Source organism: Streptomyces sp. NBC_00557, from assembly GCF_036345995.1.
GTDB lineage: Bacteria > Actinomycetota > Actinomycetes > Streptomycetales > Streptomycetaceae > Streptomyces.
In genome coordinates, this window is the sequence record NZ_CP107796.1 from 5,038,555 (window position 1) to 5,063,832 (window position 25,278).

Consider the following 25,278-nt stretch of genomic DNA (forward strand, 5'->3'; position numbering starts at 1 on the left):
ATCGGCGGGCACGGTGCCTGCCGCCACCCGCCGCCACCCTGCCTGCCGCCACCCGTCGCCTTCGTGCCTGCTGCCACTGGCCCCCGCCCTGCCCGCCGCCATCGGTCGGCAGCCGAACCGTGCCGGGTTCTGCCGCCATCCTCCCTGTCGTCACCGGCCGCCACCCTGCCCGCCGCTGCCGGTCGGCGGCCGAGCCGTGCCGGGTTCTGCTGCCATCCGGCGGCAGTCGAACCGCGCCGGGTGCGAGGGCGCCGTGCGAGGTGATGTGACCTCGGTCCCACCCACGAGCGACCCGGCCTCGTTCGCGCGTTGACACCGCCGGGCCGCCGGTAGGGTGGCCCGGTTGTCGTACGTAGCCGAGCCGCCGAGCCTCACAAACGGAGACCGTGACTACCACCACCGCTTCCTCCCACCACCTGTCGCCCGCCTTCCCCGGCCGCGCGCCCTGGGGTACCGCCAGCAAGCTGCGTGCCTGGCAGCAGGGGGCGATGGAGAAGTACATCCAGGAGCAGCCGCGCGACTTCCTCGCCGTGGCCACGCCCGGCGCCGGCAAGACGACCTTCGCGCTGACGCTCGCCTCCTGGCTGCTGCACCACCACGTCGTGCAGCAGGTGACCGTGGTCGCGCCGACCGAGCACCTGAAGAAGCAGTGGGCAGAGGCGGCCGGAAGAATAGGGATCAAACTCGATCCCGAGTACAGCGCGGGCCCGCTCGGCCGGGAGTACGACGGCGTCGCCGTCACCTACGCCGGCGTCGGCGTGCGGCCCATGCTGCACCGCAACCGCGTCGAGCAGCGCAAGACGCTCGTCATCCTCGACGAGATCCACCACGCCGGTGACTCCAAGTCCTGGGGCGAGGCCTGCCTGGAGGCCTTCGAGCCCGCCACGCGCCGGCTCGCGCTGACCGGCACGCCGTTCCGCTCCGACACCAACCCCATCCCCTTCGTGACGTACGAGGAGGGACCGGACGGCATCCGGCGGTCCGCCGCCGACTACACCTACGGCTACGGCTCCGCCCTGGCGGACGGCGTCGTCCGGCCGGTCATCTTCCTCTCCTACAGCGGCAACATGCGCTGGCGCACGAAGGCCGGCGACGAGGTCGCCGCGCGGCTCGGCGAGCCGATGACCAAGGACGCGATCAGCCAGGCCTGGCGTACGGCGCTCGATCCGCGCGGCGACTGGATGCCCAGCGTGCTGCGCGCCGCCGACCAGCGGCTGACCGAGGTCAGGAAGGCCATCCCGGACGCCGGGGCGCTGGTCATCGCCTCCGACCAGGACTCGGCGCGTGCGTACGCCAAGCTGATCCGGGAGATCACCGGCACGAAGGCGACGCTCGTCCTCTCCGACGACGCCGGCGCCTCGAAGCGGATCGACGAGTTCAGTGCGAGCGACGACCGGTGGATGGTCGCCGTGCGCATGGTGTCCGAGGGCGTCGACGTGCCCCGGCTCGCGGTGGGGGTCTACGCCACCACCATCTCCACCCCCCTGTTCTTCGCACAGGCCGTCGGGCGCTTCGTACGGTCCCGGCGGCGCGGCGAGACCGCGTCCGTGTTCCTGCCGACCGTGCCCGACCTGCTGACCTTCGCCAACGAGATGGAGAAGGAGCGGGACCACGCCCTGGACAAGCCGAAGAAGGAGGGCGAGGAGGACCCGTACGCCGAATCCGAGAAGGAGATGGAGGAGGCGAACAAGCAGCAGGACGAGGACACCGGCGAGCAGGACATGCTGCCCTTCGAGGCGCTGGAGTCCGACGCCGTCTTCGACCGGGTGCTCTACGACGGCGCCGAGTTCGGCATGCAGGCCCACCCGGGCAGCGAGGAGGAGCAGGACTACCTCGGCATTCCCGGCCTGCTGGAACCGGAGCAGGTGCAACTGCTGTTGCAGAAGCGGCAGGCCCGGCAGATCGCGCACAGCCGTAAGAAACCGGACAGTGAGGCCGACCTGCTGGAGCTGCCGGCCGAGCGGCGGCCGGTGGTCACGCACAAGGAGATGATGGAGCTGCGCAAGCGGCTGAACACCCTGGTCAGTGCGTACGTCCACCAGAGCGGCAAGCCGCACGGCGTGATCCACACCGAGCTGCGGCGGGTGTGCGGGGGACCGCCCAGCGCGGAGGCGACGGCGGGGCAGCTGCGGCAGCGGATCGCCAAGGTGCAGGAGTGGGCGACCCGCATGAGGTGAGCCGGCCGGCAGGTGGCGGGGCCGTACCCGGGACCCCCAGGGACTGGCGCGTGTCAGTTCCTGGGGGCCGTGCGTTTCCGGACGAATGACAGCAGGCCGGATCTCGGCTTGACCGGATTCTGGACGGAGGCTTCCGCTCAGCGAACCTGCTTCGCTACTGTCCCGCTACGCACACGCCCCGTGGCAGCGCCGCCGCGGAGCGCAGCCGTGAAGCGACATGGCCCGGAGCCGCTGGGCCGTTCTGCCGATCGGCGGCCTCTGAAGCGCGTCGCCGACGGGACTCGGTGACGCATCCGCCGCTCAGGGGGCCGTCGACCTCACCACCAAAGGAGTGGGCGTCGTGACCGCGGAGACCTCTCAGACGCTCGATCGGGGACTGCGCGTCCTCAAGCTGCTGGCCGACACCGACCATGGGCTGACCGTCACCGAGTTGTCCACGAAACTGGGCGTGAACCGTACCGTGGTGTACCGGTTGCTCGCCACCCTGGAGCAACACGCGCTCGTACGCCGGGACTTGGGCGGGCGCGCACGGGTCGGGCTGGGGGTGCTGCGGCTCGGCCGGCAGGTGCATCCGCTGGTACGGGAGGCCGCGCTGCCCGCGCTGCGCTCGCTCGCCGAGGACATCGGGGCGACCGCGCATCTGACGCTGGTGGACGGGACGGAGGCGCTGGCCGTCGCCGTGGTCGAACCGACGTGGACCGACTATCACGTGGCGTACCGGGCCGGGTTCCGGCATCCGCTGGACCGGGGCGCGGCGGGCAAGGCGATCCTGTCCGCGCGGCAGTCTCCGGCCGCGGACCCCGGGTACACCCTCACGCACGGCGAACTGGAGGCCGGGGCGAGCGGGGCGGCCGCGCCGCTGATCGGGGTCACCGGCGTCGAGGGCAGCGTGGGCGTCGTCATGCTGGCGGACTCCGTACCGGAACGGGTGGGGCCGAGGGTGGTGGAGGCGGCGAAGGAGGTCGCCGAGGCCCTGCGCTGACGCCGGCCGCGCCGAAAGCCGAGGCGCTGCGCTGACGCCGGCCGCGCCGAAAGCCGACGCCCTGCGCTGACACCGGCCGCGCCGAAAGCCGAGGCCCTGCGCTGACACCGGCCGCGCCGAGGGTGTGCCCGCTCGCCCCGGGCGCCCCCGAAGGGTCCTTCGGTCACAGAGGGCCCCTTTGGCCATCCGGCCAATCGGCGGCCCCTACCTCTGGCCGATCCGCGCACCCCGCCGCCCCGCACCCTCCGCATCATCAGGGGTCAACAGCCCCGAGGCGGAGGGAAGATCGCGGTGGACACAGTGGACAGCCGGCCGGAGGCCGCAGCGCCGAGAACCCGGACACACAGCCTCACCCGGCGCCTGCCGGTGCGGCATCTCGTCGGCGAGGCCGCCGGCAGCCCGCTGAAGCGGACCATGGGCGTGGCCCAGCTGACGCTGCTCAGCGTGGGAGCCACCCTCGGCACGGGCATCTTCGTGGTGCTCGGGCAGGCCGTGCCGGAGGCGGGACCGGCGATCGTCGTCTCCTTCGTCCTGGCCGGCGTCACCGCCCTGTTCTCGGCGCTGTCGTACGCGGAGCTGGCCGGCATGATCCCCGGCTCGGGGTCCTCCTACAGCTACGCCTACGCCACCCTCGGCGAACTGGTCGCCTGGGTGTGCGGCTGGTGTCTCATCCTGGAGTACGGGGTGTCGGTCGCCGCCGTGGCCGTGGGCTGGGGGCAGTACGTCAACGAGCTGCTCCAGCTCACCTTCGGGGTGGCCCTGCCCGACTCGCTCAGCGCGCCGCCCGGCGCCGGGGGCACCCTGAACATCCCGGCCGCCCTCATCGTCGTCCTCGCGATGGTCGTCCTGCTGCGCGGCGCCAAGGAGAGCGCCGTCGCCAACACGATCATGGTCGCCGTCAAGATCGCCGCCCTCGTGCTGTTCTGCGCCGTCGCCTTCACCGCCTTCCGCGCCGGGAACTTCCACCCCCTCTTCCCGCTCGGCGCCGCCGGCATGAGCGCCGGAGCGGCCTCCCTGTTCTTCTCCTACATCGGGTTCGACGCCGCCTCCACCGCGGGCGAGGAGGCCCGCGATCCGCAGCGGGACCTGCCGCGGGCCATCATCCTGTCGCTCGTCCTCGTCACCGCCCTGTACGTCCTCGTCGCGGTCGCCGCGCTCGGCGCCATGCCGTGGAAGCAGTTCGCGGGCACCGAGGCCACGCTCAGCGAGGTGCTGGTGCGGTCCGTCGGCGGCGGGAACCTGTGGCCGATCCTGCTGTCCGTCGGCGCGGTCGTCGCCACCACCAGCGTGGTGCTCACCGTGCAGTACGGGCAGATCCGCATCCTGTTCGCCATGGCCCGGGACGGGCTCGTGCCGCCGCTGTTCGCCAAGGTGCACCCGCGCACCGGGGTGCCCCGCGCCAACACCGTGATCGTCTCGGCGTTCATCGCGGTCCTCGCCGCCCTCGTGCCGCTCGGCAGCCTCGCCGACGCCACCAGCATCGGCACCCTCTTCGCGTTCATGCTGGTCAACCTGGCCGTTGTCATCCTGCGCCGGCGCAGCCCCGAGGCCCCGCGCTCCTTCCGGGTGCCGTTCTCGCCCGTCACGCCGCTGCTCGGCGTCGGCTTCTGCGTCTACATGCTCGGCAGCCTGGGCGCCGGCACCTGGATCGCGTTCGGCGCGTGGATGGCCGCCGGACTCGTGATCTACGGCCTCTACGGCATCCGGCACTCCCGGCTCGCCCTGCTCCGGCCCGACCTCCAGGAAGACCCCGCATGACCCGCCTCGACCTCACCGCCGACGTCGTCGACCTCACCCGCGCCCTGGTCGACCTGCCCTCCGAGAGCGGGCAGGAGGCGGAGATCGCGGACGCCGTCGAGCACGCCCTGCGCGCCCTGCCGCATCTCACCGTCGACCGGGTCGGCAACTCCGTCGTCGCCCGCACCCGGCTCGGCCGCGGCGAACGCGCCCTGATCGCCGGGCACCTGGACACCGTCCCGGCGGCGGGCAACCTGCCCTCCCGGCTCGCGGACGGCCGCGTGCACGGGCTCGGCGCCTGCGACATGAAGGGCGGGGTGGCGGTCGCCCTGCGGCTGGCGGCCACCGTGACCGCGCCGGTGCGCGACGTCAGTTACGTCTTCTACGAGTGCGAGGAGGTGGAGGGGGCCCGCAACGGGCTCGCCCGCATCGGCGCCGAGCGGCCGGAACTGCTTCAGGACGCCGGGCTCGCCCTCCTCATGGAGCCCTCCGACGCCGGTGTGGAGGCCGGCTGCCAGGGCATCCTCACCGCCGACATCGTGGTCGGGGGCGCCCGCGCCCACACCGCCCGCGCCTGGCAGGGCGTCAACGCCGCGCACAAGGCCGGCCGGGTGCTGCAGCGGCTCGACGCGCACCGGCCGGAGCGCGTCGTGGTCGACGGGCTGGAGTACCGGGAGGGACTGAGCGCCGTCGCCGTACGGGCCGGGGTCGCCGGGAACGTCGTACCCGACGAGTGCGTGGTCACCGTCAACTGCCGCTTCGCGCCGAGCCGCTCACCGAAGGAGGCGGAGGCGTACGTGCGCGGGCTCTTCCCGGAGTACGAGGTCCGGGTCACGGAGGTCGTCGGCGGGGCCCTGCCGCACCTCGACCGGGTCGGCGCCCTGGCCGCCGCGCTCGGCGCCGAGCCGCGGCCCAAGCTGGGCTGGACGGACGTCGCCCGGTTCGCCGCGCTGGGCGTGCCCGCGCTCAACTACGGCCCCGGCGACCCCTCCCTCGCCCACACGCCGGGGGAGTACGTGCCCGTCGAGCATCTTCGGCGCTGTGAGGCGCGGCTCAGGGCGTGGCTGAGCCGAGCCCTGCCAGCACCCTCAACTGAAGCCAGAGCACCAGCCGTTCGTCCGGGTCATCCAGGTCGACCCCGACCTGCTGCTGGAGCTGCCTGAGGCGGTAGCGGCAGGTGTTGGGGTGCACGGCGAGAAGCCTGGCCGCGCCCGCCATGTCACAGCCCGCGTCGAACCAGCAGACCAGTGTGCGGGCGTACTCCGTGCCGTGCTCGGCGTCGTACGCCAGCACCCGCCGCCACGCGCCCGCCTTCAATTCCCGCCGCTCGCCCATCACTTCGGCCAGCCGCAGCAGCACCACCCGGGCCCGGACCTCGTCCACCGCGGCCACCGGCAGCTCCGCGTCCAGCACCCGCAGCACCAGGTCCGCGTCCGCCCGCGAGTCCGCCAGGCCCGCCGCGTCCGGCACCACCTCGCCGAGCGCCGCCCGCACCGGCGCCCGCAGCGCCTGCCCGGCCCGCGCCACGATGTCCTCGGCCAGCCGCCGGTGCCGCTCGCCGGGCCCGGGCAGCACCGCGTACACCACCCCGTCCACCAGCACCCCGGCGTGCCTCCCGTAGCGCGCCTCGCAGCTCAGCCTCACGGCGTCCAGGAGGCGCAGCGCGGTGCGCTCGGCGTCGGGGACGTTCGCGGCGGAGTCGAGCACGAAGGCCGCGACCCGGGCGGGCCCGGTGACGCCGAGCCGTTCGGCGGCCGTCGCCGGGTCCGGGGCCGTGCCGTCCAGCAGGCGGCGCAGCAGTTCGCTGCCCCGGTGCCGGGCCAGTTCCCGGGCGGCGCGCGCCCGCAGCAGGAGCAGGGCGGCGGTGGAGGCGCCCTGGGCGAGGGTGTCCTCGGCGTCGTCGGCGAGCGAGCCGCCGTCGATCACCCAGACCGAGCCGAGCGTCTCGCCGCCCGCCCGCACCGGCATGGCGAGGCGGGGCAGGTCGCCGTCGGACAGCGCGGGCAGCCGGAGCGGCCGGTCGGCGGCGAACAGCCGGCGGTACTGCTCGGTGTTCTCCGCGCTGGGCGGCACCTGCCGGCCGAGGATGCCCTGCCGGCGGTCCTCGTCCACCGGCTGACCGGGGACCGTGGAGTAGGCGAGGATGCGCTGCCGGGGATCCTCGATGGCGGTGGCGCCGCCGGTCGCCGTGGCGATCGCGTCGGCCAGCGCGAACAGATCACCGAGGCCGCCGTCGGCCGGCGCGGCGGGCCCCGCGGCGAGGGCCGAGGCCAGCAGCAGGTGCACATGGTGCCAGGCCGCGTCCTCGGCGACCGACAGCAGCGCCACGCCGTGCGCCTCCGCCTCGCCGGCCGGGCCGCCGGCGCCGCGCACCACCACCCCGGTCAGCTCCGCCTCGGCCGCCGCCCGCAGCAGCGGGCCCGCCTCGGCCGCCGGTACGCCGACCGCCAGCAGCAGCGCGCCGGGCAGCCGGGGCAGCGGGAGCCGGCCGTCGTACAGCACCGCCTCGGTGACCGGTACGGCCTGCCCGGCGGGCGCCGTGTGCAGGCGCAGCGCGGGACCGCCGACGACGTCCAGGAGGTCACCGAGGGTGCAGGCGTCCATGAGCGTCCCTGAGCAGGCTGTTGGCGGATGGTGAAACGAACGTACCCTTCCGTTGGCCGCTCGCACAACATATGCCGGGCCCATTCCTCCGAGACTCGTGGCATGACAGCAGGAGTCACCATCCGTACCGTCCAGGACGTCGCCTCCCTCGCGGCCGTGGCCGACTACTTCAGCGACGTCTGGCACACGCCGCGCTCCGCACCGCCCTACCCGGCCGAGGTCCTGCACAGCCTGGTGCACGCGGGCGGCGCGGTGCACGCCGCGTACGACGGGCGGCGGCTCGCCGGGGCGTCCGTCGCCGTCCTCGCCCCCGACCGCGGCACGTACTCCCTGGTCGCCGCCGCCGACCGGGGCCTTGGGCACGCCGTGAAGCTCGCCCAGCGCGACTGGGCGCTCGGCCTGGGCGCCCGCACCATGCGCTGGACCTTCGACCCGCTCGTCGGCCGCAACGCCCGCTTCAACCTGGTCAAGCTGGGCGCCACCGGCACCGAGTACCTGGTCGACTTCTACGGCCCCATGACCGACGGCGTGAACGACGGCGACGAGAGCGACCGGCTGACCGTGACCTGGGACCTGGAGGCGCCGCCCCGCTCGACCGAGCCCCCGGGCCCCGCCGGCGCGCCCGTCACCCGCACCGCCCCCGACGGCGACCCCCTCGCCCGCCGCGACGACCGGCACGTCTGGTGCCGGGTGCCCGAGGACGCCGTCAAGCTGCGCGCCGCCGACCCGGCGCTGGCGCTGCGCTGGCGGCACGCGGTGCGCGAGGTGCTGCTGACGGCCTTCGAGGAGGGGTTCCGCGCCACCGGAATGTCCCGCGACGGCTGGTACACGCTGTCCCGGACCGGGGAGGCGGCGTGAAGCTGGAGCGCGTCGAGATCGTGCACGTGGCGATCCCGCTGGTCACCCCGTTCCGCACGTCCTTCGGCACGATGACGGAGAAGGACACCTTCCTGCTGCACGTCGTCACCGACTCCGCCGAGGGCTGGTCGGAGTTCGCCGCCGACCCCGAGCCGCTGTACTGCTCGGAGTTCGTCGCGGGCGCCGAGATCGTGCTGCGCGACTTCCTCGTCCCGCGCGCGGCCGCCCTCCCCGACCTCAGCACGGCCCGGCTGGCCCCGGCCCTCGCGAAGATCAAGGGCCACGAGCTGGCGAAGGCGGCCCTGGAGACGGCCCTGCTGGACGCCGAGCTGCGGTCGTACGGCATGCCGCTCGCGGCCTTTCTGGGCGCGGTACGGGACCGGGTGCCGGCCGGGGTGTCGGTCGGCATCAAGGACTCGGTGCCCGAACTGCTGGACGAGGTCGAGCGCCATCTCGCCGAGGGGTACGTCCGCATCAAGCTGAAGATCGAGCCCGGCTGGGACGTCGAACCGGTCCGCGCGGTCCGCGAGCGCTTCGGCGCCGGCCTCCCCCTCCAGGTGGACGCCAACACCGCCTACACCCTCGCGGACGCCGAGCACCTGCGCCGCCTCGACGACTTCGGGCTGCTGCTGATCGAGGAGCCGCTGGAGGAGGACAACCTGCACGCCCACGCCGTCCTCCAGCAGCGGCTGCGGACGCCCGTCTGCCTGGACGAGTCCCTGCACCACGCCCGCGGCACGGCCGCCGCGATCGCCATGGACGCCTGCCGGGTGGTCAACGTCAAGCCCGCCCGGGTCGGCGGCTACCTCGAGGCCCGCCGGGTCCACGACGTGGCCCACGCCCACGGGGTCCCGGTGTGGTGCGGCGGCATGCTGGAGACGGGCATCGGCCGCGCCCCCAACCTCGCCCTGGCCGCCCTGCCCGGCTTCACCCTGCCGGGCGACACCTCGGCCTCCTCCCGCTACTTCGCCGAGGACCTCACCGAGCCGTTCGTCCTTCAGGACGGCCACCTCCCGGTCCCGACCCGCCCCGGCATCGGCGTCGAGCCGCTGCCCGACGCGCTGCGCAGGTTCACCCGGGAACGGCGGGACCTGTACGGGGGACGAAGGCACCACGCGTGGTCACGTTAGATTGAGGTCGTGCTCTCACGTCTCACACGCCTCCAGGCCGTAGCCGTCTGTGCCGTGCCCGCCGTGGCCCTGCTGGCCACGGCGGCGTTCGCGCCGCTGCCGTTCTCCGTGGCGCAGCCCGGCATGACGGCGAACGTGCTCGGCGAGAACAAGGGCACCAAGGTGATCACCGTCTCCGGTGCGCCGGTACGGCGGACCAGCGGGCAGCTGCGCATGGTCACGATCGTGGCGACCGGGCCGGACGCGCGGGTCACCCTCGGCGACGTGTTCGGCAGCTGGTTCCGCACCGACCGGGCGGTGATGCCGCGCGACGCGGTCTACCCGAGCGGCGACACCGTGAAGGAGATCGAGAAGCACAACGAGGCCCAGATGAAGCAGTCCCAGGACGCGGCGACCCAGGCGGCGCTGAAGTACCTCGGGCTGAGCGCCGACAAGGTCCGGGTCACCCTGAAGCTCGCCGACGTGGGCGGGCCGAGCGCGGGCCTGCTGTTCACCCTGGGCATCATCGACAAGCTGCACGGCAACGGCAGCGGCGGTGACCTCACCGGCGGCCGCACCATCGCCGGCACCGGCACGATCGACGCCTCCGGGAAGGTCGGCGCGGTCGGCGGGGTCGCCCTGAAGACGCAGGCCGCGCGCCGGGACGGCGCCACCGTCTTCCTGGTCCCCAAGGCCGAGTGCGCCGACGCCAAGGCCGAACTCCCCAAGGGCCTCCGCCTGATCCCGGTCACCACACTCACGACCGCGGTGAACGCCCTGAACACCCTGAACACGGGCAAGGGCTCCGTGCCGAGCTGCTGAGCCGCCCCGGCTCGGCCTACGCACCTTCCGCGCCGTCCGCTGACGCCTGCTCCACCAGCGGGATGATGCGCAGCGGGACCGGGTTCTCCATGACGATGGCCGTGGAGGCGCGGACGATGCCGTCGAAGCCGACGACCCGGTCGATGACGCGCTGGAGGTCGGCGTTCGAGCGGGCCACCAGGCGGCACAGCATGTCGCCGGTGCCGGTGGTGGTCAGGAGTTCCAGGACCTCCGGGACGGTCGCCAGGTGCGCCCGGACGTCGGGGCCCTGGCCCTGGCGGATCTGGAGGGTCGCGAACGCCGTCACCGGATAGCCGAGGGCGGCCGGATCCACCTGCGGGCCGAAGCCGCGGATGACCCCGTTCGACTGGAGCCGGTCCAGCCGCGCCTGCACCGTGCCCCGCGCGACCCCCAGCCGCCGGGACATCTCCAGCACGCCGATGCGCGGCTCCCGGGCGAGGAGCACGATGATCCGCCCGTCCAGACGATCGATCGCCACGGCAACCTCCAGGGGTGGGCATCCTGTACAGAAACACCGTCGAAACGGCCGTATCGCTGAACATATTGCCCAGTGAAAACGCGAACTATTGCGCACCTTGCAGAGCCGGTCCACCCTTCCGCCATGACGCAGACCACACACCACACTCCCGACACCGCACGGCAGGCCGACCCCTTCCCGGTCAAGGGAATGGACGCGGTCGTCTTCGCCGTGGGCAACGCCAAGCAGGCGGCGCACTACTACTCCACCGCCTTCGGCATGCAGCTCGTCGCCTACTCCGGACCGGAGAACGGCAGCCGCGAGACCGCCAGTTACGTGCTCGAGAACGGCTCCGCCCGGTTCGTGTTCACCTCGGTGATCAAGCCGAGCAGCGACTGGGGCCGCTTCCTCGCCCGGCACGTGGCCGAGCACGGCGACGGCGTCATCGACCTGGCCATCGAGGTCCCCGACGCCCGGGCCGCCCACGCCTACGCCGTCGAGCACGGCGCGAAGTCCGTCGCCGAGCCGTACGAGCTGAAGGACGAGCACGGCACCGTTGTCCTCGCCGCGATCGCCACCTACGGCGAGACCCGCCACACCCTGGTCGAGCGCACCGGCTACGACGGCCCCTACCTGCCCGGTTACGCCGCCGCCAAGCCGATCGTCGAACCGCCCGCCAAGCGCACCTTCCAGGCGATCGACCACTGCGTCGGCAACGTCGAGCTCGGGAAGATGGACGAGTGGGTGGCCTTCTACAACAAGGTCATGGGCTTCACGAACATGAAGGAGTTCGTGGGCGACGACATCGCCACCGAGTACTCGGCGCTGATGTCCAAGGTCGTGGCCGACGGCACCCTGAAGGTGAAGTTCCCGCTCAACGAGCCCGCCATCGCCAAGAAGAAGTCCCAGATCGACGAGTACCTGGAGTTCTACGGCGGCCCCGGCTGCCAGCACATCGCGCTGAACACCAACGACATCGTCCAGACGGTGCGGACCATGCGCGCGGCCGGCGTCGAGTTCCTCGACACCCCGGACTCCTACTACGACACCCTCGGCGAGTGGGTCGGCGACACCCGGGTGCCGGTGGAGACCCTGCGCGAGCTGAAGATCCTCGCCGACCGCGACGAGGACGGCTATCTGCTGCAGATCTTCACCAAGCCGGTCCAGGACCGGCCGACGGTCTTCTTCGAGATCATCGAGCGGCACGGCTCCATGGGCTTCGGCAAGGGCAACTTCAAGGCCCTGTTCGAGGCGATCGAGCGCGAGCAGGCCAAGCGCGGCAACCTCTGAGACAGGCGCGCGGGACGGCCACGGCGTGCGCGACCACCGTGGCCGTCCCGCCCGTGCCGGCCGGCCGGTTGCCGGAGCCCGGACGGCGTGCGGCCCGGCGGGGTTCACACCGGTGGCCGGGAGTGCGAACCTTGTGATCATGAGCCGTATCGAAGCCCCACGCGACGAGGCGACCGGCACTCTCACCGACCGGCTCCTGGCCGGCCTGCCCGCCGAGGCCGTCCTCACCGACCCCGACGTCACCGGCGCCTACGCCCACGACATGGCGAGCTTCTGCCCGGCCGGCGCCCCGGCCGTCGTCGTCCTGCCGCGCACCGTCGAGCAGGTCCAGCACGTCATGCGCGTCGCGAGCGAGCTGCGCGTGCCGGTGGTCCCGCAGGGCGCCCGCAGCGGCCTGTCCGGCGCCGCGAACGCCAGCGACGGCTGCATCGTGCTGTCCCTCACCAAGATGGACCGCATCCTGGAGATCAGCCCCGTCGACCGTATCGCCGTGGTCGAACCCGGCGTGATCAACGCGACCCTGTCCCGCGCGGTGGAGGAGCACGGCCTGTACTACCCGCCGGACCCCTCCAGCTGGGAGATGTGCACCATCGGCGGCAACATCGGCACCGGCTCCGGCGGCCTGTGCTGCGTGAAGTACGGCGTCACCGCCGAGTACGTGCTCGGTCTGGACGTCGTCCTCGCCGACGGCCGGCTGCTGTCCACCGGCCGCCGCACGGCCAAGGGCGTCGCCGGATACGACCTCACCCGCCTGTTCGTCGGCTCGGAGGGCTCGCTCGGCATCGTCGTACGCGCCGTGCTCGCGCTGAAGCCCAAGCCGCCGCAGCAGCTGGTGCTGGCCGCCGAGTTCCCCTCCGCGGCCACCGCCTGCGACGCCGTGTGCCGGATCATGGAGGGCGGTCACGTCCCGTCCCTCCTCGAACTGATGGACCGTACGACCGTCAAGGCGGTCAACGACCTCGCCCGCATGGGCCTGCCGGAGACCACCGAGGCGCTGCTGCTGGCCGCCTTCGACACCCCCGACCCGGCCGCCGACCTCGCCGCCGTCGGTGCCCTGTGCGCGGCCGCCGGCGCCACCGAGGTCGTCCCGGCCGAGGACGCGGCCGAGTCCGGGATGCTGCTCAAGGCCCGGCGGCTGTCGCTGACCGCGCTGGAGGCGGTCAAGGGCACGACGATGATCGACGACGTGTGCGTGCCCCGCTCGCAGCTCGCCGCCATGCTGGAAGGCGTCGAGCGGATCGCCGCCAAGTACGGCCTGACCATCGGCGTCTGCGCCCACGCGGGCGACGGCAACACCCACCCCACCGTCTGCTTCGACGCCCAGGACGACGACGAGTCCCGGCGGGCCCGCGAGTCCTTCGACGAGATCATGGCCCTCGGCCTGGAGCTCGGCGGCACCATCACCGGCGAGCACGGCGTCGGCGTGCTGAAGAAGGAGTGGCTCGCCCGGGAGATCGGCCCTGTCGGGCTCGAGATGCAGCGGGCCGTGAAACAGGCCTTCGACCCGCTCGGCATCCTCAACCCGGGCAAGCTCTTCTGAACCGGGGAACCGGGGCTCACTGGGCGAGCAGCTGGCCGAGCGCGTCGTCGATGCCGAGCTGCCCGCCCTCGGTCCCCGGCGGCACGACCCGCAGCGTGCGCTCCAGCCAGGCCGACACCTGCGGGACCGGCGCCTGGAGCAGCGCGTCCCCGTCCGGGGAGCTGAGCGCCATCAGCACGACACTGCGCCCGTCCGTCTTCGTCGGCCACACCCGCACGTCCCCCTGCCCGCACGGCCGGAACACCCCCTCCACCAGGAGGTCCCTGGCGAACGTCCAGTTGACGGGGCGGTCGGAGTTGATGTGGAAGGAGAAGTGGACGGCGTACGGATCATCGGACCGGTAGCTCAGCCGGGCCGGCACCGGGACGCTCCGCTCCGGTGACAGGACGAGACTCATCTCCAGCTCCCGCTCCACCACGGTGTGATGCATGACCTGCTGTTCCTTTCATCCGGGGGCCGCTCGGACCGGGCCCGCGCAGAGGGAGAGCGAGCGGGGGCTGCGCCATTACGCGGGTTCGGGGACATTTTTTTCACCGGCGCGCGGGACACCGGTACGGCATTGCCCGGAAAGGGGTGGGTCCTGCGGGACTGGCGCTGCGGGTGCCCACGGTCTGATAGATGTGGAGGCCCCCATCCCACCCCCGAGCAGATACGGGACGACGGACATGAGCGCCCCAACCCCGGCCCCAGGTGACGACAGGCCCCGCGAGGGCTACTACCCGGACCCGTCCATCCCCGGATACGTCCGGTACTGGAACGGCGCCTCCTGGGTGCCCGGCACCAGCCGCCCGGCGCCGAAGGACGGCGAACGGCTCGTCCCGCCGCCCGGCATCCGCCCCGCGGTCCCGGCCGTCGAGGAGACGGGCCCCCACTTCTTCGACGAGGACCCGCAGCCGGCCGGCGCGGGCGCGTGGACATCCGACGGCCAGGCCGCTCCGGGAGCCTGGAACGCCGACGCGCACGGCGGCCCGGGGCAGGCCGGGTACGGCGAGCAGGGCGCGGCGGCGCAGGCGGAGGCCGGCGGACAGGGCGCCGGCGGTCAGGCGGGGCGTGGCGCTTCGGGTACCGGCGGTCAGGCGGGGCCCGGCGGACAGGGTGCTAGCGCGTCCGGTGCCGGGGCCGGTGGTCACGGTGCCGGGCAGCCCGGTGCCGGTGGGCATGGCGGCGGTGACGGGCGAGCCGCCTGGGGCGCCGATCCGCGGGTGCCCGCGGCGGGCTCGTCCCGGCCGGGCGGCCAGGGCGGCCGTCCCGACGGGGCGGCCTCAACCGCGCCGGGGGAGGGTGACGACCAGGATCCCGGCGGCACCTTCATCTTCCGCCGCCCGGTCCCGGGACCCGCCGCGGTCAAGGACGACGGCACGATGACGTTCCGTCCGGTACCGGGCCAGGCCCGGCGGGGCGCGCAGCCCGCGTCCGCCCCGCAGACCTCCGGCGCCCCGGCCTCCGGCGCGGACCCCGCCGCGGGCTCCGGCTTCGGCCCGCACGGGGCGCCCCAGGGCCCCGGCTTCGCCGCACCCGCCGACGGCGACGGCGCCGCACCCGGCGGCTTCGGGCCGCAGGGTCCCGTCGGCTCCCCGGCCTCACCGGCACCGGCGTCACCGACCTCCCAGGCCTCCTCCGCCTCCCCGGCGCAGTCTTCTCCCGCCGACCCCGCGACGGCGTCGCCCGCCGCAGGCTCCGGCTTCGGGGCCGGCAAGGCAGCCGCCGCCCGTGCCGCCGCGCAGACACCCCCGCAGGCCCAGTCCGCACAGCCCGCGCAGGCGGCCGTGGCCCCGTCGGTGCCCGCGCAGGGCGGCGCCCCGGTCACCCCGGTGACCAGCGGGCCCGGTGGTGGGCAGGCGTCCTGGGCGCAGCAGGTGCACCAGCTGGCCGGCGGCGGGGACGAGCAGCCGGTGGCGCCGTGGAAGCCGCCGGTGGAGGACCCGTTCCAGGCGGCCGCCCGCCGACAGGCCGCCGCCCGTCCCGCCGGACTCGGCAAGCGGTTCGCCGCCCGGCTGATCGACACCCTGGTCGTGGGCGCCGTGACGGCCGCCGCCGCCGTGCCGCTCGGACTCAGGGCGGCCGACCACATCCAGCAGAAGATCGACGCGGCCAGGCTGTCCGGCCGCGAGGTCACCGTCTGGCTGCTCGACGGCACGACCGGCACCAGCCTCGGCATCGTGCTCGCCGTCCTGCTGCTGGCCGGGGTCGGCTACGAGGTGCTGCCGACCGCCAGGTGGGGCCGCACCCTGGGCAAGAAGCTGCTCGGTCTCGAGGTCCGGGACATCGAGGCGCACGAGCCCCCGGCCTTCGGCGCAGCGCTGCGCCGCTGGCTGGTCTACAGCGTGCCCGGGCTGCTCGGCATCGGGATCGTGGGCGTGCTCTGGTGCCTGTTCGACCGGCCCTGGCACCAGTGCTGGCACGACAAGGCGGCCCACACCTTCGTCGCGGGCTGAGCCGGGGAAGGGGCCGGCAGGCCGCACCTCCCGGCCCCCGTCCCCGCCCCCCGTCCCCGTCCCCCCGTCCCCCGTCCGGCGGTCCGCCGGATGCGGAGCCGGGGTGTTCGCGGTCCACTCGGGCCATGAGCAGCGAACCGCCCCCCGGCTCCGGAGAGCAGCGCCCCGAGGACGACCCGTTCAGGAAGCGGCCCCCGTCGGACCAGGGGTCGGGCGCGCCGGACGAGACCCCGTACGGCGACGCCCAGCAGCCCCCTCCGCCCGGCGGCGAGCCCCCGCCCCCGGGCGGCGGCCAGCCCCCGCCCCCCGGCGGCGGCCAGCCTCCCCCCTACGGCGGTGGGCCCTACGGCGGCGGGCCCTACGGTGGTGGCCCCTACGGCACCGGCCCCTACGGCACCGGCCCCGGCGGTTATCCCAGTGATCCGCTCGCCGGCATGCCCCCGCTCGCCGACAGCGGCAAGCGGACGCTCGCGCGGATCGTCGACATGGTGCTCGTCGGGATCGTCGTCTGGCTGCTGACGTGGGCGTTCGGGGTGCGCGAGTACACCGTGGACGACAACCACGTGGAGGTCGGCCGGTCCGTCGCGCAGTCCGTCGTCGCCGCCGTGCTGTACATCGCCTACGACACGTTCATGATGAGCCGGTACGGCCAGACCCTGGGCAAGAAGTGGTTCCGCATGCGGGTGGCGAACCTGGACGACGGCGCCACCCCCTCGGTGCAGACCAACCTGGTCCGCTCCGTGGTGCTGTGGGTGCCGTTCGCCTTCTGCTGCGCCTGCATCTGGACGGCGATCTGCGGCGGCTGGAGCTACTTCGACAAGCCCTACAAGCAGGGGCTGCACGACAAGGCGGCCAAGACGGTGGTGGTCAGCACGGGTTGAGCACCGGCGGCGCACAGGAGAGCGGCGGCTTCGCGAACGTCACGGAGCCGCCGCCTTCTTGTGCCCGCGGGCCGTTCACCGGGCCGTTCACAGGGCCGTGGACACCCGCTGCTCCTGGTGCGCCTGCTCGGCGGCCCCGGCCGGCGCCTCGGTCGTACGCGCCTTCGGCAGCGGCACCGTCATCGCCACGAGCAGCCCGAGGGCCAGCGCCACGAGGGCGATGACGGCGACCCCGACGCCCGAACTCGTCCGGGACAGCAGCAGCATGGCGAGCGTCGAGAAGATCACGGTGCACGAACCGTAAACGAGCTGTGCGGCAGTCGGACGAGGCATGGCAATCGTGTCCTAGGAAGGCTTCGGGGGATTCTTCGGATGGGGCGCCATTGGTCTCTCTTCGCGTGCATGCCCGACCCGGACGCCTGGTAAGCGTGACCTAACCCACGGTACCGGTGCACAGGGGGCGCACGGAGTCATGGGGTGGAGGCATAGTCCGCGAGCAGATTCGTAAAGGAATCGTCGGCTGGGCGTAGTGCATTCGACCTGAGCAAGTCAAGATCTGTTTTTTCCTCCCAACGTCTAGTCAAATGACGTCACTTGGCATGCGCCGAACAGGCGCAGGGGAGGAACTCAAGTGACCAGCAGATCCTGGACGTTCAGAGCGGCCGCGATCGGCGTGACGCTCGCGGCGGCCTCCGCCACGTTCGCCACGTTCGCCGTCGCGCAGGCGAGCACCCAGACCGGGCCCGCTGCCGTCAACCGGCACGACCCGGCCCCGGTGAAGCAGCGGGCGCACGACCTCGACGGCCCGCTCAGCAAGACCCAGGAAGCACAGCGCCGCGAGGCGCTCAGCCAGCTCATCTCGGGCAAGGCCAAGGCGCAGGAGCGCGACGGCTCCAAGGTCGTGGCGCTCAAGAGCCGCAAGGGCAGGAGCAAGTACGTCGAGCTGAGCCGGGAGAAGACCGACAAGATCTTCACGATCCTGGTGGAGTTCGGCGACCGGACCGACCCCAGGTACGGCGGCACCCCCGGCCCGCTGCACAACCGGATCGCCGCGCCGGACCGTACGAAGGACAACTCCACGGCCTGGCAGAAGGACTACAACCGGCAGCACTACCAGGACCTCTACTTCGGCACCGGCAAGAAGACCCAGTCGCTGAAGAAGTACTACGAGAAGCAGTCCTCGGGCCGCTACTCGGTGGACGGCGAGGTCACGGACTGGGTCAAGGTCCCCTACAACGAGGCCCGTTACGGCAACAACGCCTGCGGCCAGACCAACTGCTCCAGCGTCTGGAACATCGTCAGCGACGGTCTCAACGCCTGGGTCGCCCAGCAGAAGGCGGCCGGCAAGACCGACGCCGACATCAAGAAGGACCTCGCCCAGTACGACCAGTGGGACCGCTACGACTACGACGGCGACGGCGACTTCAACGAGCCCGACGGCTATGTCGACCACTTCCAGATCGTGCACGCCGGCGAGGACGAGTCCGCGGGCGGCGGCGCCCAGGGCAAGGACGCGATCTGGGCCCACCGCTGGTACGCCTTCGGCACCGACGCCGGCGCGACCGGCCCGGCGAACAACAAGCTCGGCGGCGCCCAGGTCGGCGACACCGGCGTCTGGGTCGGCGACTACACCATCCAGCCGGAGAACGGCGGCCTCGGCGTCTTCGCCCACGAGTACGGCCACGACCTCGGCCTGCCGGACGAGTACGACACCGCGGGCGGCGACAACTCCACCGGTTTCTGGACCCTGATGTCCTCCGGCTCCTGGCTCGGCACCGGCAAGGAGTCCATCGGCGACCTGCCCGGCGACCTCAACGCCTGGGACAAGCTGCAGCTGGGCTGGCTGAACTACGACACCGCCAAGGCCGGCACCCAGTCCACGCACAAGCTGGGCATCGCCGAGTACAACACCTGGGACAAGCAGGCCCTCGTGGTCACCCTGCCGGACAAGGCGGTCACCACCACGATCACCGAGCCGGCCGAGGGCAGGACCCAGTGGTGGAGCGGCAGCGGCAACGACCTGAAGAACACGCTGACCCGGACCGTGGACCTGACCGGCAAGTCCTCGGCGAAGCTGGACCTGGACGGCTGGTGGGCCATCGAGGACGGCTACGACTACCTGTACGCCGAGGTGTCCACGGACGGCGGCGCCAACTGGACCGCGCTGGACGGCACGGCGGACGGCCGGGCCCTGCCGAAGGACGGCAGCGGCAAGCCGGCGCTGACCGGCTTCTCGCAGACGCACAAGAAGCTGTCGTACTCCCTCGACGCCTACGCGGGCAAGAAGATCGACCTGCGCTTCCGCTACGCCACCGACGGCGGTGTCGCGGAGAACGGCTTCACCGCCGACGAGATCACCGTGACCGCCGACAGCACCCCGGTCTTCTCCGACAACGCCGAGACCCAGGACGCCGGTTGGACCGCGGACGGCTTCTCCCGCATCGGCGCGTCCTTCACCAAGGACTACAAGCAGTACTACATCGCCGAGAACCGGCAGTACGTGTCGTACGACAAGACCCTGAAGACGGGTCCGTACAACTTCGGCTTCGCCTCGCGCCCCGACTGGGTGGAGCACTACCCGTACCAGAACGGCCTGTTGATCTGGAAGTGGGACACCTCCCAGGCGGACAACAACACCAACAGCGCGAACGGACACCCCGGTTCGGGTCTGATCCTGCCGGTCGACTCGCACCCGAAGGCGCTGAAGTGGTCCGACGGCACACTGATCCGGGGCCGCATCCAGGCCTACGACTCGCCGTTCAGCCTGTACGGCACCGACGGCGTCACGCTGCACAAGGCGGACGTCCCGACGGTGATCAAGGCGTCGAAGGGTGTTCCGGTCTTCAACGACCACACCAGCACCTACTACGACCCGTCGAACCCCACCGCGGGTGTGCAGGTCACTGACACCAACACCAAGATCGCGATCGTCAAGGAGGCCAGGAACGGCTCGACGATCTTGCTGAAGGTCGGCCCTGCGGTGAAGTAGTCCGCGTTTTCGCAGGTCAGAGGCGTATCGACGGCGACCCCTTGGCGGGTCGCCGTCGATCGTGTTTAGGTGCGTCCTGTGGACCGCTTATTGACACCGACCGAAACGGGGATGTGACCGCATGGCCGCTGGAGGCTTCTGCAAGCTGCCGAACGGCACGGTCGTGGTGGCACTGAACCTGCCCTACGACTCCGCCGGGGTGCGGGTCCTGGTGCACGCCCAGAACCGCGCCCGAGCCCTGACCAGGCTCCGCAACCTGGGGCTGCGCGCCATCTACCTGCGGGGGAACGCCGCGCCCCCGACGCCGGACGAGATCACGGCGGTACTGCACCACCCGGACGGCCTGATATGGCGCACGGCACCGGCCGGCAACGGTGTCATGGTGAACGAGCTGTGGCACCCGATCAGAGCGCTCCTTCGCAGGTCGGCGGTGGTGCGGTAGCCGTGGGGCGCGCGGTTCGGGTGCGGGTCCGCCGTGGCTGCCCGCGCCGTTCCCCGCGCCCCTTCGGAACGCGTCCCTAACCGCTCACCACCGGCTTGCCGGTGAGCTCGACCCCCGCCTCCCGCAGTTCCTCCAGCGCCCGCTCCGTCGTCTCCGGAGCGACCCCCGCCGTGAGGTCCAGCAGCACCTGGGTGCGGAAGCCCTCCCTGGCGGCGTCCAGGGCGGTGGCCCGCACGCAGTGGTCGGTTGCTATGCCGACCACGTCGACCTCGTCGATGTGGCGGGCGCGGAGCCAGTCCGCCAGCGGGACGCCGTTCTCCTCCTTGCCCTCGAAGCCGCTGTAGGCGGCCGAGTACTCGCCCTTGGAGAAGACCGCGTCGACCGCGCCGGAGGCGACGGCGGGGGCGAAGTTGGGGTGGAAGCCCACCCCCTCCGTGCCCGCGACGCAGTGCGCGGGCCAGGAGTGGACGAAGTCCGGGTTGTCGGCGAAGTGACCGCCGGGCGCGATGTGGTGGTCCCGGGTGGCCACCACATGGCGGTATCCGGAGCCCGCCGCCTGGCCGATCAGCTCGGTGATGGCGGCGGCCACGTCCGCACCTCCGGCCACCGCGAGGCTGCCCCCCTCGCAGAAGTCGTTCTGCACGTCTACGACGATCAAGGCGCGGCGCATGGTGGGTGTCCTTCGACTGTGAATGGAGTAACTGAGCCTAGAGACTTACGGGCCCGTACGGGAGAGGGCGTCGGACGGGGGCGGGCGGCGGTCCCGTTCTGGCTACCCGAGTCCCCTCAGACGTACTCCGTCGGAATGACGGGTTCCCCCCGGGAGAGCTGGGTCGCGGACAGCGGCAGGTTCGCACGGGCGGCCTTGTGGCGGTCCCTGGGCACGTCCAGCGGCTCCCGGGCGACGATGTCCCCGCCCTTGACCAGCTGGACCAGCAGCTGCCGGTCGGTCAGCTCCGCCGGCACCGGCCCGGTGCCCACGACCTCGGCCTGAGCGACCCCGTCCTCGTCCAGCCGGCGTGCCGCCCACTTGCGGCCGCCGATGGAGGTCTTGCCGCCGCTGGACTTCTTCGCGACCGGCACCAGCGGCGCCCCGGGGTCGCCGGACTCGGCGCGGGCGACCAGCTTGTAGACCATGGAGCAGGTCGGATGCCCGGAGCCGGTGACCAGCTGCGTGCCGACGCCGTACGCGTCCACGGGGGCGGCGGCGAGCGAGGCGATCGCGTACTCGTCCAGGTCGGACGTGACGACGATCTTCGTGTTCGTGGCGCCCAGCTCGTCCAGCTGCTGCCGGACCCGGTGCGCGACGAGCAGCAGGTCGCCGGAGTCGATGCGGACGGCGCCCAGTTCGGGGCCGGCCACCTCCACCGCCGTACGGACGGCCTCGGCGACGTCGTAGGTGTCCACGAGCAGGGTGGTGCCCCGGCCGAGGCTGTCGACCTGGGCCCGGAAGGCGTCCCGCTCGCGGTCGTGCAGCAGCGTGAAGGCGTGCGCGGAGGTGCCGACGGTCGGGATGCCGTAGCGGAAGCCGGCCGCCAGGTCCGAGGTGGTCGCGAAGCCGCCGACGTACGCGGCGCGCGCGGCGGCGACCGCGGACAGCTCGTGGGTGCGGCGGGCGCCCATCTCGATCAGCGGGCGGTCCCCGGCGGCGGAGGCCATCCGGGAGGCCGCGGCGGCGATCGCGGAGTCGTGGTTGAGGATGGACAGGATCACCGTCTCCAGCAGCACGCACTCGGCGAAGGAGCCCTCGACGCGCATGATCGGCGAGCCGGGGAAGTACACCTCGCCCTCCGGGTAGCCCCAGATGTCACCGCTGAAGCGGTAGCCGGCGAGCCACGCCAGGGTCTCCTCGTCGACGATCTTCCGCTCGCGCAGGAAGCCGAGGACGCCCTCGTCGAAGCGGAAGTTCTCCACCGCGTCCAGGACGCGCCCGGTGCCCGCCACGACGCCGTAGCGGCGTCCTTCCGGCAGCCGCCGGGAGAAGACCTCGAACACGCTGCGCCGTTCGGCCGTACCGCCCTTCAGCGCGGCCTGCAGCATCGTCAGCTCGTACTGGTCCGTGAAGAGCGCCGTCGAGGGAACGTTCACCGGCAGCCCAAGGTCCGCTGTGTTCATAGTGCTGGATCGTACTCCCTTTTCGTCGGTGTGACGATTTCCGGGCTCCGTGGCAGCATGGGCAGTGTGACGTCACCCGCGCCCGTAGAGATCGAACGCCCCGAGTCGGCGGAGGAGGTCTTCGCCGTACCCGAGCCCGACGTCCCCTGGGTCACCATCGTGCACAACGACCCGGTCAACCTCATGAGCTATGTGACGTACGTCTTCCAGACGTACTTCGGCTACTCCAAGGACAAGGCCACCAAGCTCATGCTCGACGTCCACCACAAGGGCCGGGCCGTCGTCTCCAGCGGGACGCGCGAGGAGATGGAACGCGACGTGCAGGCGATGCACGGCTACGGTCTGTGGGCCACCCTCCAGCAGGACCGCAAATGACCCGACCCCGTCCGCCGCACCGGAAGTAGCGAACTCACTTACATGCCCGGACACTTCGAACCGCTCCCCGGCGGTGGCGCGGCCGTCGCGCTCGACGCCGTCGAGATCTCGATCATCCGCTCGCTGGCCGTCCAGCTGCTGGAGCTCATCGGCCCCGGCCCCGGCGCGGACAGCCCGGAGGACCCGCTCGCGGAGCTGTTCGCCGACGGCCCGAGCGAACCGCCCGCCGACCCGGTGCTCCAAAGGCTCTTCCCGGACGCCTACAGCGACCCGGAGGAGGCGCCGCACTCGCCCGCCGAGGCCGAGGAGCGGCGGGCCCACTCCGCCGAGTTCCGCCGCTACACCGAGAACGACCTGCGGGCCGGCAAGCGGGACAACGCGCTCGCGGTGATCCGCGCCCTGGACGCCCTCGCCCCGGTGGACGAGGGCGGCGCGGTGCTGAAGCTGACGCCCCAGGACTCCCAGCGGTGGCTCGGCGCCCTGAACGACCTGCGCCTCGCGATCGGCATCCGGCTGGAGATCACCGACGAGGACGACACCGACCTGCTCTACCGGCTCCCGGACGAGGACCCGCGCAAGCCGATGCTGATGGCGTATCTGTGGCTCGGCGGCCTCCAGGAGACCCTCGTCCACACACTGATGCCGTAAACCGGGCATTTTACGGTGCTCGATTGTTCGCTCAGCGGACGCTCAAATCCGGATAACGATCCCGTCACCGTTGCGGCCTGGTTTGCCCGTTCAGTGCATCGTCTGTCCGCTTCTTCCTGTGGGCTGCGCCACAATCGACCGCTGTGATCATTGTTGCGGCCGTGATAAATCTTCACGATCGCCCGGCCGACGCCACCCATGTCCGGCCGGGTGCGCCACCGAGCCGACGACCGTCGGCCAGGCTCAGCGGAGCCGGCGAAGCCGGGCCCGCTCGCTCCAGCAATCCGGGGGGATCGAAACCCGGTCCGAGGCCGAGGTGAGGCCCGGGTCGGCATGGAGAAAGGCGCACCACACATGACCTCAGCGCAGGTCGACCAGCATCGCGACGGCATGGAAGCCGCGCCGGCCGACAGCGAGGGCGGCGAGGGATACCAGCGCGGGCTCGGGGCCCGGCAGATCCAGATGATCGCCATCGGCGGTGCCATCGGCACCGGCCTGTTCCTCGGCGCGGGCAAGGGCATTTCCAAGGCGGGACCGAGCCTGATCCTGGCCTACGCGGTCGCGGGCCTCGTCATCTTCCTGATCATGCGGGCACTCGGCGAACTGCTGATGTACCGCCCGGTGTCGGGTTCGTTCTCGGAGTACGCGCGCGAGTTCATCGGCCCCTTCGCGGGCTTCGTCACCGGCTGGACGTACTGGCTGTTCTGGGTGGTCACCGGCATCACCGAGGTCACGGCCGCGGCCGCCTACATGACGTACTGGTTCGACGTCCCGCAGTGGGTCTCGGCCCTGGTCTTCACGGTCGTGCTGTACGGCGCCAACCTGATCTCCGTGAAGCTCTTCGGCGAGCTGGAGTTCTGGTTCTCCATGGTCAAGGTCACCGCGATCATCGGCATGATCCTGATCTGCGCCGGCATCCTGACCATCGGCTTCTCCGACGCCGGCGACACCGCGTCCGTGAGCCACCTGTGGAGCGACGGCGGCTTCTTCCCGCACGGCGTCGGCAACACCCTGATGACCCTGCAGATGGTCATGTTCGCCTTCCTCGCCGTCGAGCTGGTCGGCGTCACCGCGGGTGAGTCCAAGGACCCCAAGACGGTGCTGCCGAAGGCGATCAACACCGTGCCGTGGCGCATCGCCGTGTTCTACGTCGGCGCGCTGATCATGATCCTGTCGGTCGTGCCGTGGACCAACTTCCACCCCGGCGTGAGCCCCTTCGTGGCCGCCTTCCAGAAGATGGGCCTCGCCGCCGGCGCCGGCATCGTGAACTTCGTCGTGCTCACCGCCGCGCTGTCCTCCTGCAACTCCGGTATGTACTCCACCGGCCGCATGCTGCGCGACCTGGCGCTCAACAGCCAGGGCCCGAAGTTCTTCACCAGGCTGACGCGCAGCGGTACCCCGCTGGCCGGCACCACGTTCTCCGCCGCGCTGATGCTGGTCGGCGTCTGGATCAACTACCAGTGGCCGGGCAAGGCGTTCGACTACGTCGTCTCCTTCGCGACCATCTCCGGCATGTGGGCCTGGATCGTCATCCTGCTCTGCCAGATCCGCTACCGGGCCAGGGCCGACCGCGGGGAGCTGCCGCAGAGCGAGTTCCGCGCGCCGGGAGCGCCGTACACGAGCGTCGTCGCGCTGGCCTTCATCTTCATGGTGATCGTACTGATGGGTATCGACAAGGACGCCCGGGTCTCGCTTTACTGTGCTCCGCTGTGGGCCGCGATCCTCGGCGTCTCCTACTGGGCGCTCCGGCGCCGCAACCCGGACGCCGCGGCCTTCAGGAAGCGCTGACCCTCTCC

22 protein-coding genes are annotated in these 25,278 nt (G+C 72.1%); 16 read left to right on the forward strand and 6 right to left on the reverse strand.

Going from position 1 to position 25,278, the window contains the following annotated elements:
- The first annotated feature begins 386 nt into the window (after window positions 1-386).
- From OG956_RS21910 to dapE, 4 genes are all read left to right on the forward strand, one after another.
- Window positions 387-2,177 (forward strand): DEAD/DEAH box helicase, encoded by a 1,791-nt coding sequence (locus tag OG956_RS21910; RefSeq protein WP_330339682.1) that lies wholly within the window; start codon window positions 387-389, stop codon window positions 2,175-2,177.
- 340 nt (window positions 2,178-2,517) lie between these two features.
- On the forward strand, window positions 2,518-3,159 hold the full coding sequence (locus tag OG956_RS21915; RefSeq protein WP_330339683.1) for an IclR family transcriptional regulator: 642 nt from the start codon (window positions 2,518-2,520) through the stop codon (window positions 3,157-3,159).
- 300 nt (window positions 3,160-3,459) lie between these two features.
- Window positions 3,460-4,917, forward strand: coding sequence for an amino acid permease (locus OG956_RS21920; RefSeq protein ID WP_443065688.1), 1,458 nt, complete (start codon window positions 3,460-3,462; stop codon window positions 4,915-4,917).
- Window positions 4,914-6,059: a succinyl-diaminopimelate desuccinylase gene (gene dapE / locus OG956_RS21925; RefSeq protein WP_330339684.1), complete on the forward strand. Its 1,146-nt coding sequence runs from the start codon at window positions 4,914-4,916 to the stop codon at window positions 6,057-6,059. Before OG956_RS21920 ends, dapE begins: the two co-directional genes overlap by 4 nt.
- Here the strand turns inward: dapE and OG956_RS21930 are convergent.
- Window positions 5,950-7,500, reverse strand: coding sequence for a PucR family transcriptional regulator (locus OG956_RS21930; protein ID WP_330339685.1), 1,551 nt, complete (start codon window positions 7,498-7,500; stop codon window positions 5,950-5,952). The genes dapE and OG956_RS21930 overlap by 110 nt on opposite strands.
- Before the next feature lie 102 nt (window positions 7,501-7,602).
- Here OG956_RS21930 and OG956_RS21935 point away from each other — a divergent pair, with 102 nt between their 5' ends.
- Genes OG956_RS21935 through OG956_RS21945 form a run of 3 tightly spaced genes read left to right on the forward strand, consistent with a single transcriptional unit; the run spans window position 7,603 to window position 10,289 of the window.
- The gene (locus tag OG956_RS21935; RefSeq protein WP_330339686.1) at window positions 7,603-8,358 is read left to right on the forward strand and encodes a chorismate synthase; all 756 of its coding nucleotides are present in this window, start codon (window positions 7,603-7,605) and stop codon (window positions 8,356-8,358) included.
- A complete protein-coding gene (gene menC / locus OG956_RS21940; protein ID WP_330339687.1) occupies window positions 8,355-9,488 on the forward strand; it encodes an o-succinylbenzoate synthase in 1,134 nt (377 codons plus the stop codon). Before OG956_RS21935 ends, menC begins: the two co-directional genes overlap by 4 nt.
- 9 nt (window positions 9,489-9,497) lie before the next feature.
- On the forward strand, window positions 9,498-10,289 hold the full coding sequence (locus OG956_RS21945) for a S16 family serine protease (protein ID WP_330339688.1): 792 nt from the start codon (window positions 9,498-9,500) through the stop codon (window positions 10,287-10,289).
- Between the two features lie 16 nt (window positions 10,290-10,305).
- Here OG956_RS21945 and OG956_RS21950 read toward each other — a convergent pair whose 3' ends face one another.
- Window positions 10,306-10,788, reverse strand: coding sequence for an Lrp/AsnC family transcriptional regulator (locus OG956_RS21950; RefSeq protein WP_330339689.1), 483 nt, complete (start codon window positions 10,786-10,788; stop codon window positions 10,306-10,308).
- Window positions 10,789-10,911: 123 nt separating this feature from the next.
- Between OG956_RS21950 and hppD the strand changes: the two genes are divergently transcribed.
- Window positions 10,912-12,057, forward strand: a complete 1,146-nt coding sequence (gene hppD / locus OG956_RS21955; RefSeq protein ID WP_330339690.1) for a 4-hydroxyphenylpyruvate dioxygenase — start codon at window positions 10,912-10,914, stop codon at window positions 12,055-12,057.
- Between the two features lie 133 nt (window positions 12,058-12,190).
- Complete coding sequence (locus tag OG956_RS21960; protein ID WP_330339691.1) at window positions 12,191-13,597, forward strand: FAD-binding oxidoreductase; 1,407 nt, start codon at window positions 12,191-12,193, stop codon at window positions 13,595-13,597.
- Between the two features lie 16 nt (window positions 13,598-13,613).
- Here the strand turns inward: OG956_RS21960 and OG956_RS21965 are convergent, their stop codons facing one another.
- Complete coding sequence (locus OG956_RS21965; RefSeq protein ID WP_330339692.1) at window positions 13,614-14,027, reverse strand: SsgA family sporulation/cell division regulator; 414 nt, start codon at window positions 14,025-14,027, stop codon at window positions 13,614-13,616.
- 235 nt (window positions 14,028-14,262) lie between these two features.
- Here OG956_RS21965 and OG956_RS21970 point away from each other — a divergent pair, with 235 nt between their 5' ends.
- Window positions 14,263-16,032, forward strand: a complete 1,770-nt coding sequence (locus OG956_RS21970) for an RDD family protein (RefSeq protein ID WP_330339693.1) — start codon at window positions 14,263-14,265, stop codon at window positions 16,030-16,032.
- A 125-nt stretch (window positions 16,033-16,157) separates the two neighbouring features.
- Window positions 16,158-16,913, forward strand: a complete 756-nt coding sequence (locus OG956_RS21975) for an RDD family protein (RefSeq protein WP_330339694.1) — start codon at window positions 16,158-16,160, stop codon at window positions 16,911-16,913.
- A gap of 87 nt (window positions 16,914-17,000) precedes the next feature.
- Here OG956_RS21975 and OG956_RS21980 read toward each other — a convergent pair whose 3' ends face one another.
- Window positions 17,001-17,246 carry a hypothetical protein gene (locus tag OG956_RS21980; protein ID WP_330339695.1) on the reverse strand — a complete coding sequence of 82 codons (246 nt, stop codon included), beginning with the start codon at window positions 17,244-17,246 and terminating at the stop codon, window positions 17,001-17,003.
- Between the two features lie 298 nt (window positions 17,247-17,544).
- On the opposite strand from OG956_RS21980, the gene OG956_RS21985 reads away from it, so the two are divergent.
- Both OG956_RS21985 and OG956_RS21990 read left to right on the forward strand, forming a co-directional pair.
- Complete coding sequence (locus OG956_RS21985) at window positions 17,545-19,902, forward strand: immune inhibitor A domain-containing protein (protein ID WP_330339696.1); 2,358 nt, start codon at window positions 17,545-17,547, stop codon at window positions 19,900-19,902.
- 121 nt (window positions 19,903-20,023) lie between these two features.
- Window positions 20,024-20,344 carry a hypothetical protein gene (locus tag OG956_RS21990; RefSeq protein ID WP_330339697.1) on the forward strand — a complete coding sequence of 107 codons (321 nt, stop codon included), beginning with the start codon at window positions 20,024-20,026 and terminating at the stop codon, window positions 20,342-20,344.
- Between the two features lie 76 nt (window positions 20,345-20,420).
- On the opposite strand, the gene OG956_RS21995 is transcribed toward OG956_RS21990, so the two are convergent.
- Together OG956_RS21995 and OG956_RS22000 are read right to left on the reverse strand one after the other, a co-directional pair.
- The gene (locus OG956_RS21995; RefSeq protein ID WP_330339698.1) at window positions 20,421-21,014 is read right to left on the reverse strand and encodes a nicotinamidase; all 594 of its coding nucleotides are present in this window, start codon (window positions 21,012-21,014) and stop codon (window positions 20,421-20,423) included.
- A 116-nt stretch (window positions 21,015-21,130) separates the two neighbouring features.
- Window positions 21,131-22,459: a nicotinate phosphoribosyltransferase gene (locus tag OG956_RS22000; protein ID WP_330339699.1), complete on the reverse strand. Its 1,329-nt coding sequence runs from the start codon at window positions 22,457-22,459 to the stop codon at window positions 21,131-21,133.
- A 57-nt stretch (window positions 22,460-22,516) separates the two neighbouring features.
- On the opposite strand from OG956_RS22000, the gene clpS reads away from it, so the two are divergent.
- The 3 genes from clpS to OG956_RS22015 all read left to right on the forward strand — a co-directional run bounded on the left by clpS (window position 22,517) and on the right by OG956_RS22015 (window position 25,270).
- Window positions 22,517-22,834 carry an ATP-dependent Clp protease adapter ClpS gene (clpS, locus tag OG956_RS22005; protein ID WP_330339700.1) on the forward strand — a complete coding sequence of 106 codons (318 nt, stop codon included), beginning with the start codon at window positions 22,517-22,519 and terminating at the stop codon, window positions 22,832-22,834.
- 42 nt (window positions 22,835-22,876) lie between these two features.
- Window positions 22,877-23,482: a DUF2017 domain-containing protein gene (locus OG956_RS22010; protein WP_330339701.1), complete on the forward strand. Its 606-nt coding sequence runs from the start codon at window positions 22,877-22,879 to the stop codon at window positions 23,480-23,482.
- Between the two features lie 354 nt (window positions 23,483-23,836).
- The gene (locus OG956_RS22015) at window positions 23,837-25,270 is read left to right on the forward strand and encodes an amino acid permease (RefSeq protein ID WP_330339702.1); all 1,434 of its coding nucleotides are present in this window, start codon (window positions 23,837-23,839) and stop codon (window positions 25,268-25,270) included.
- Window positions 25,271-25,278 lie beyond the last annotated feature (8 nt).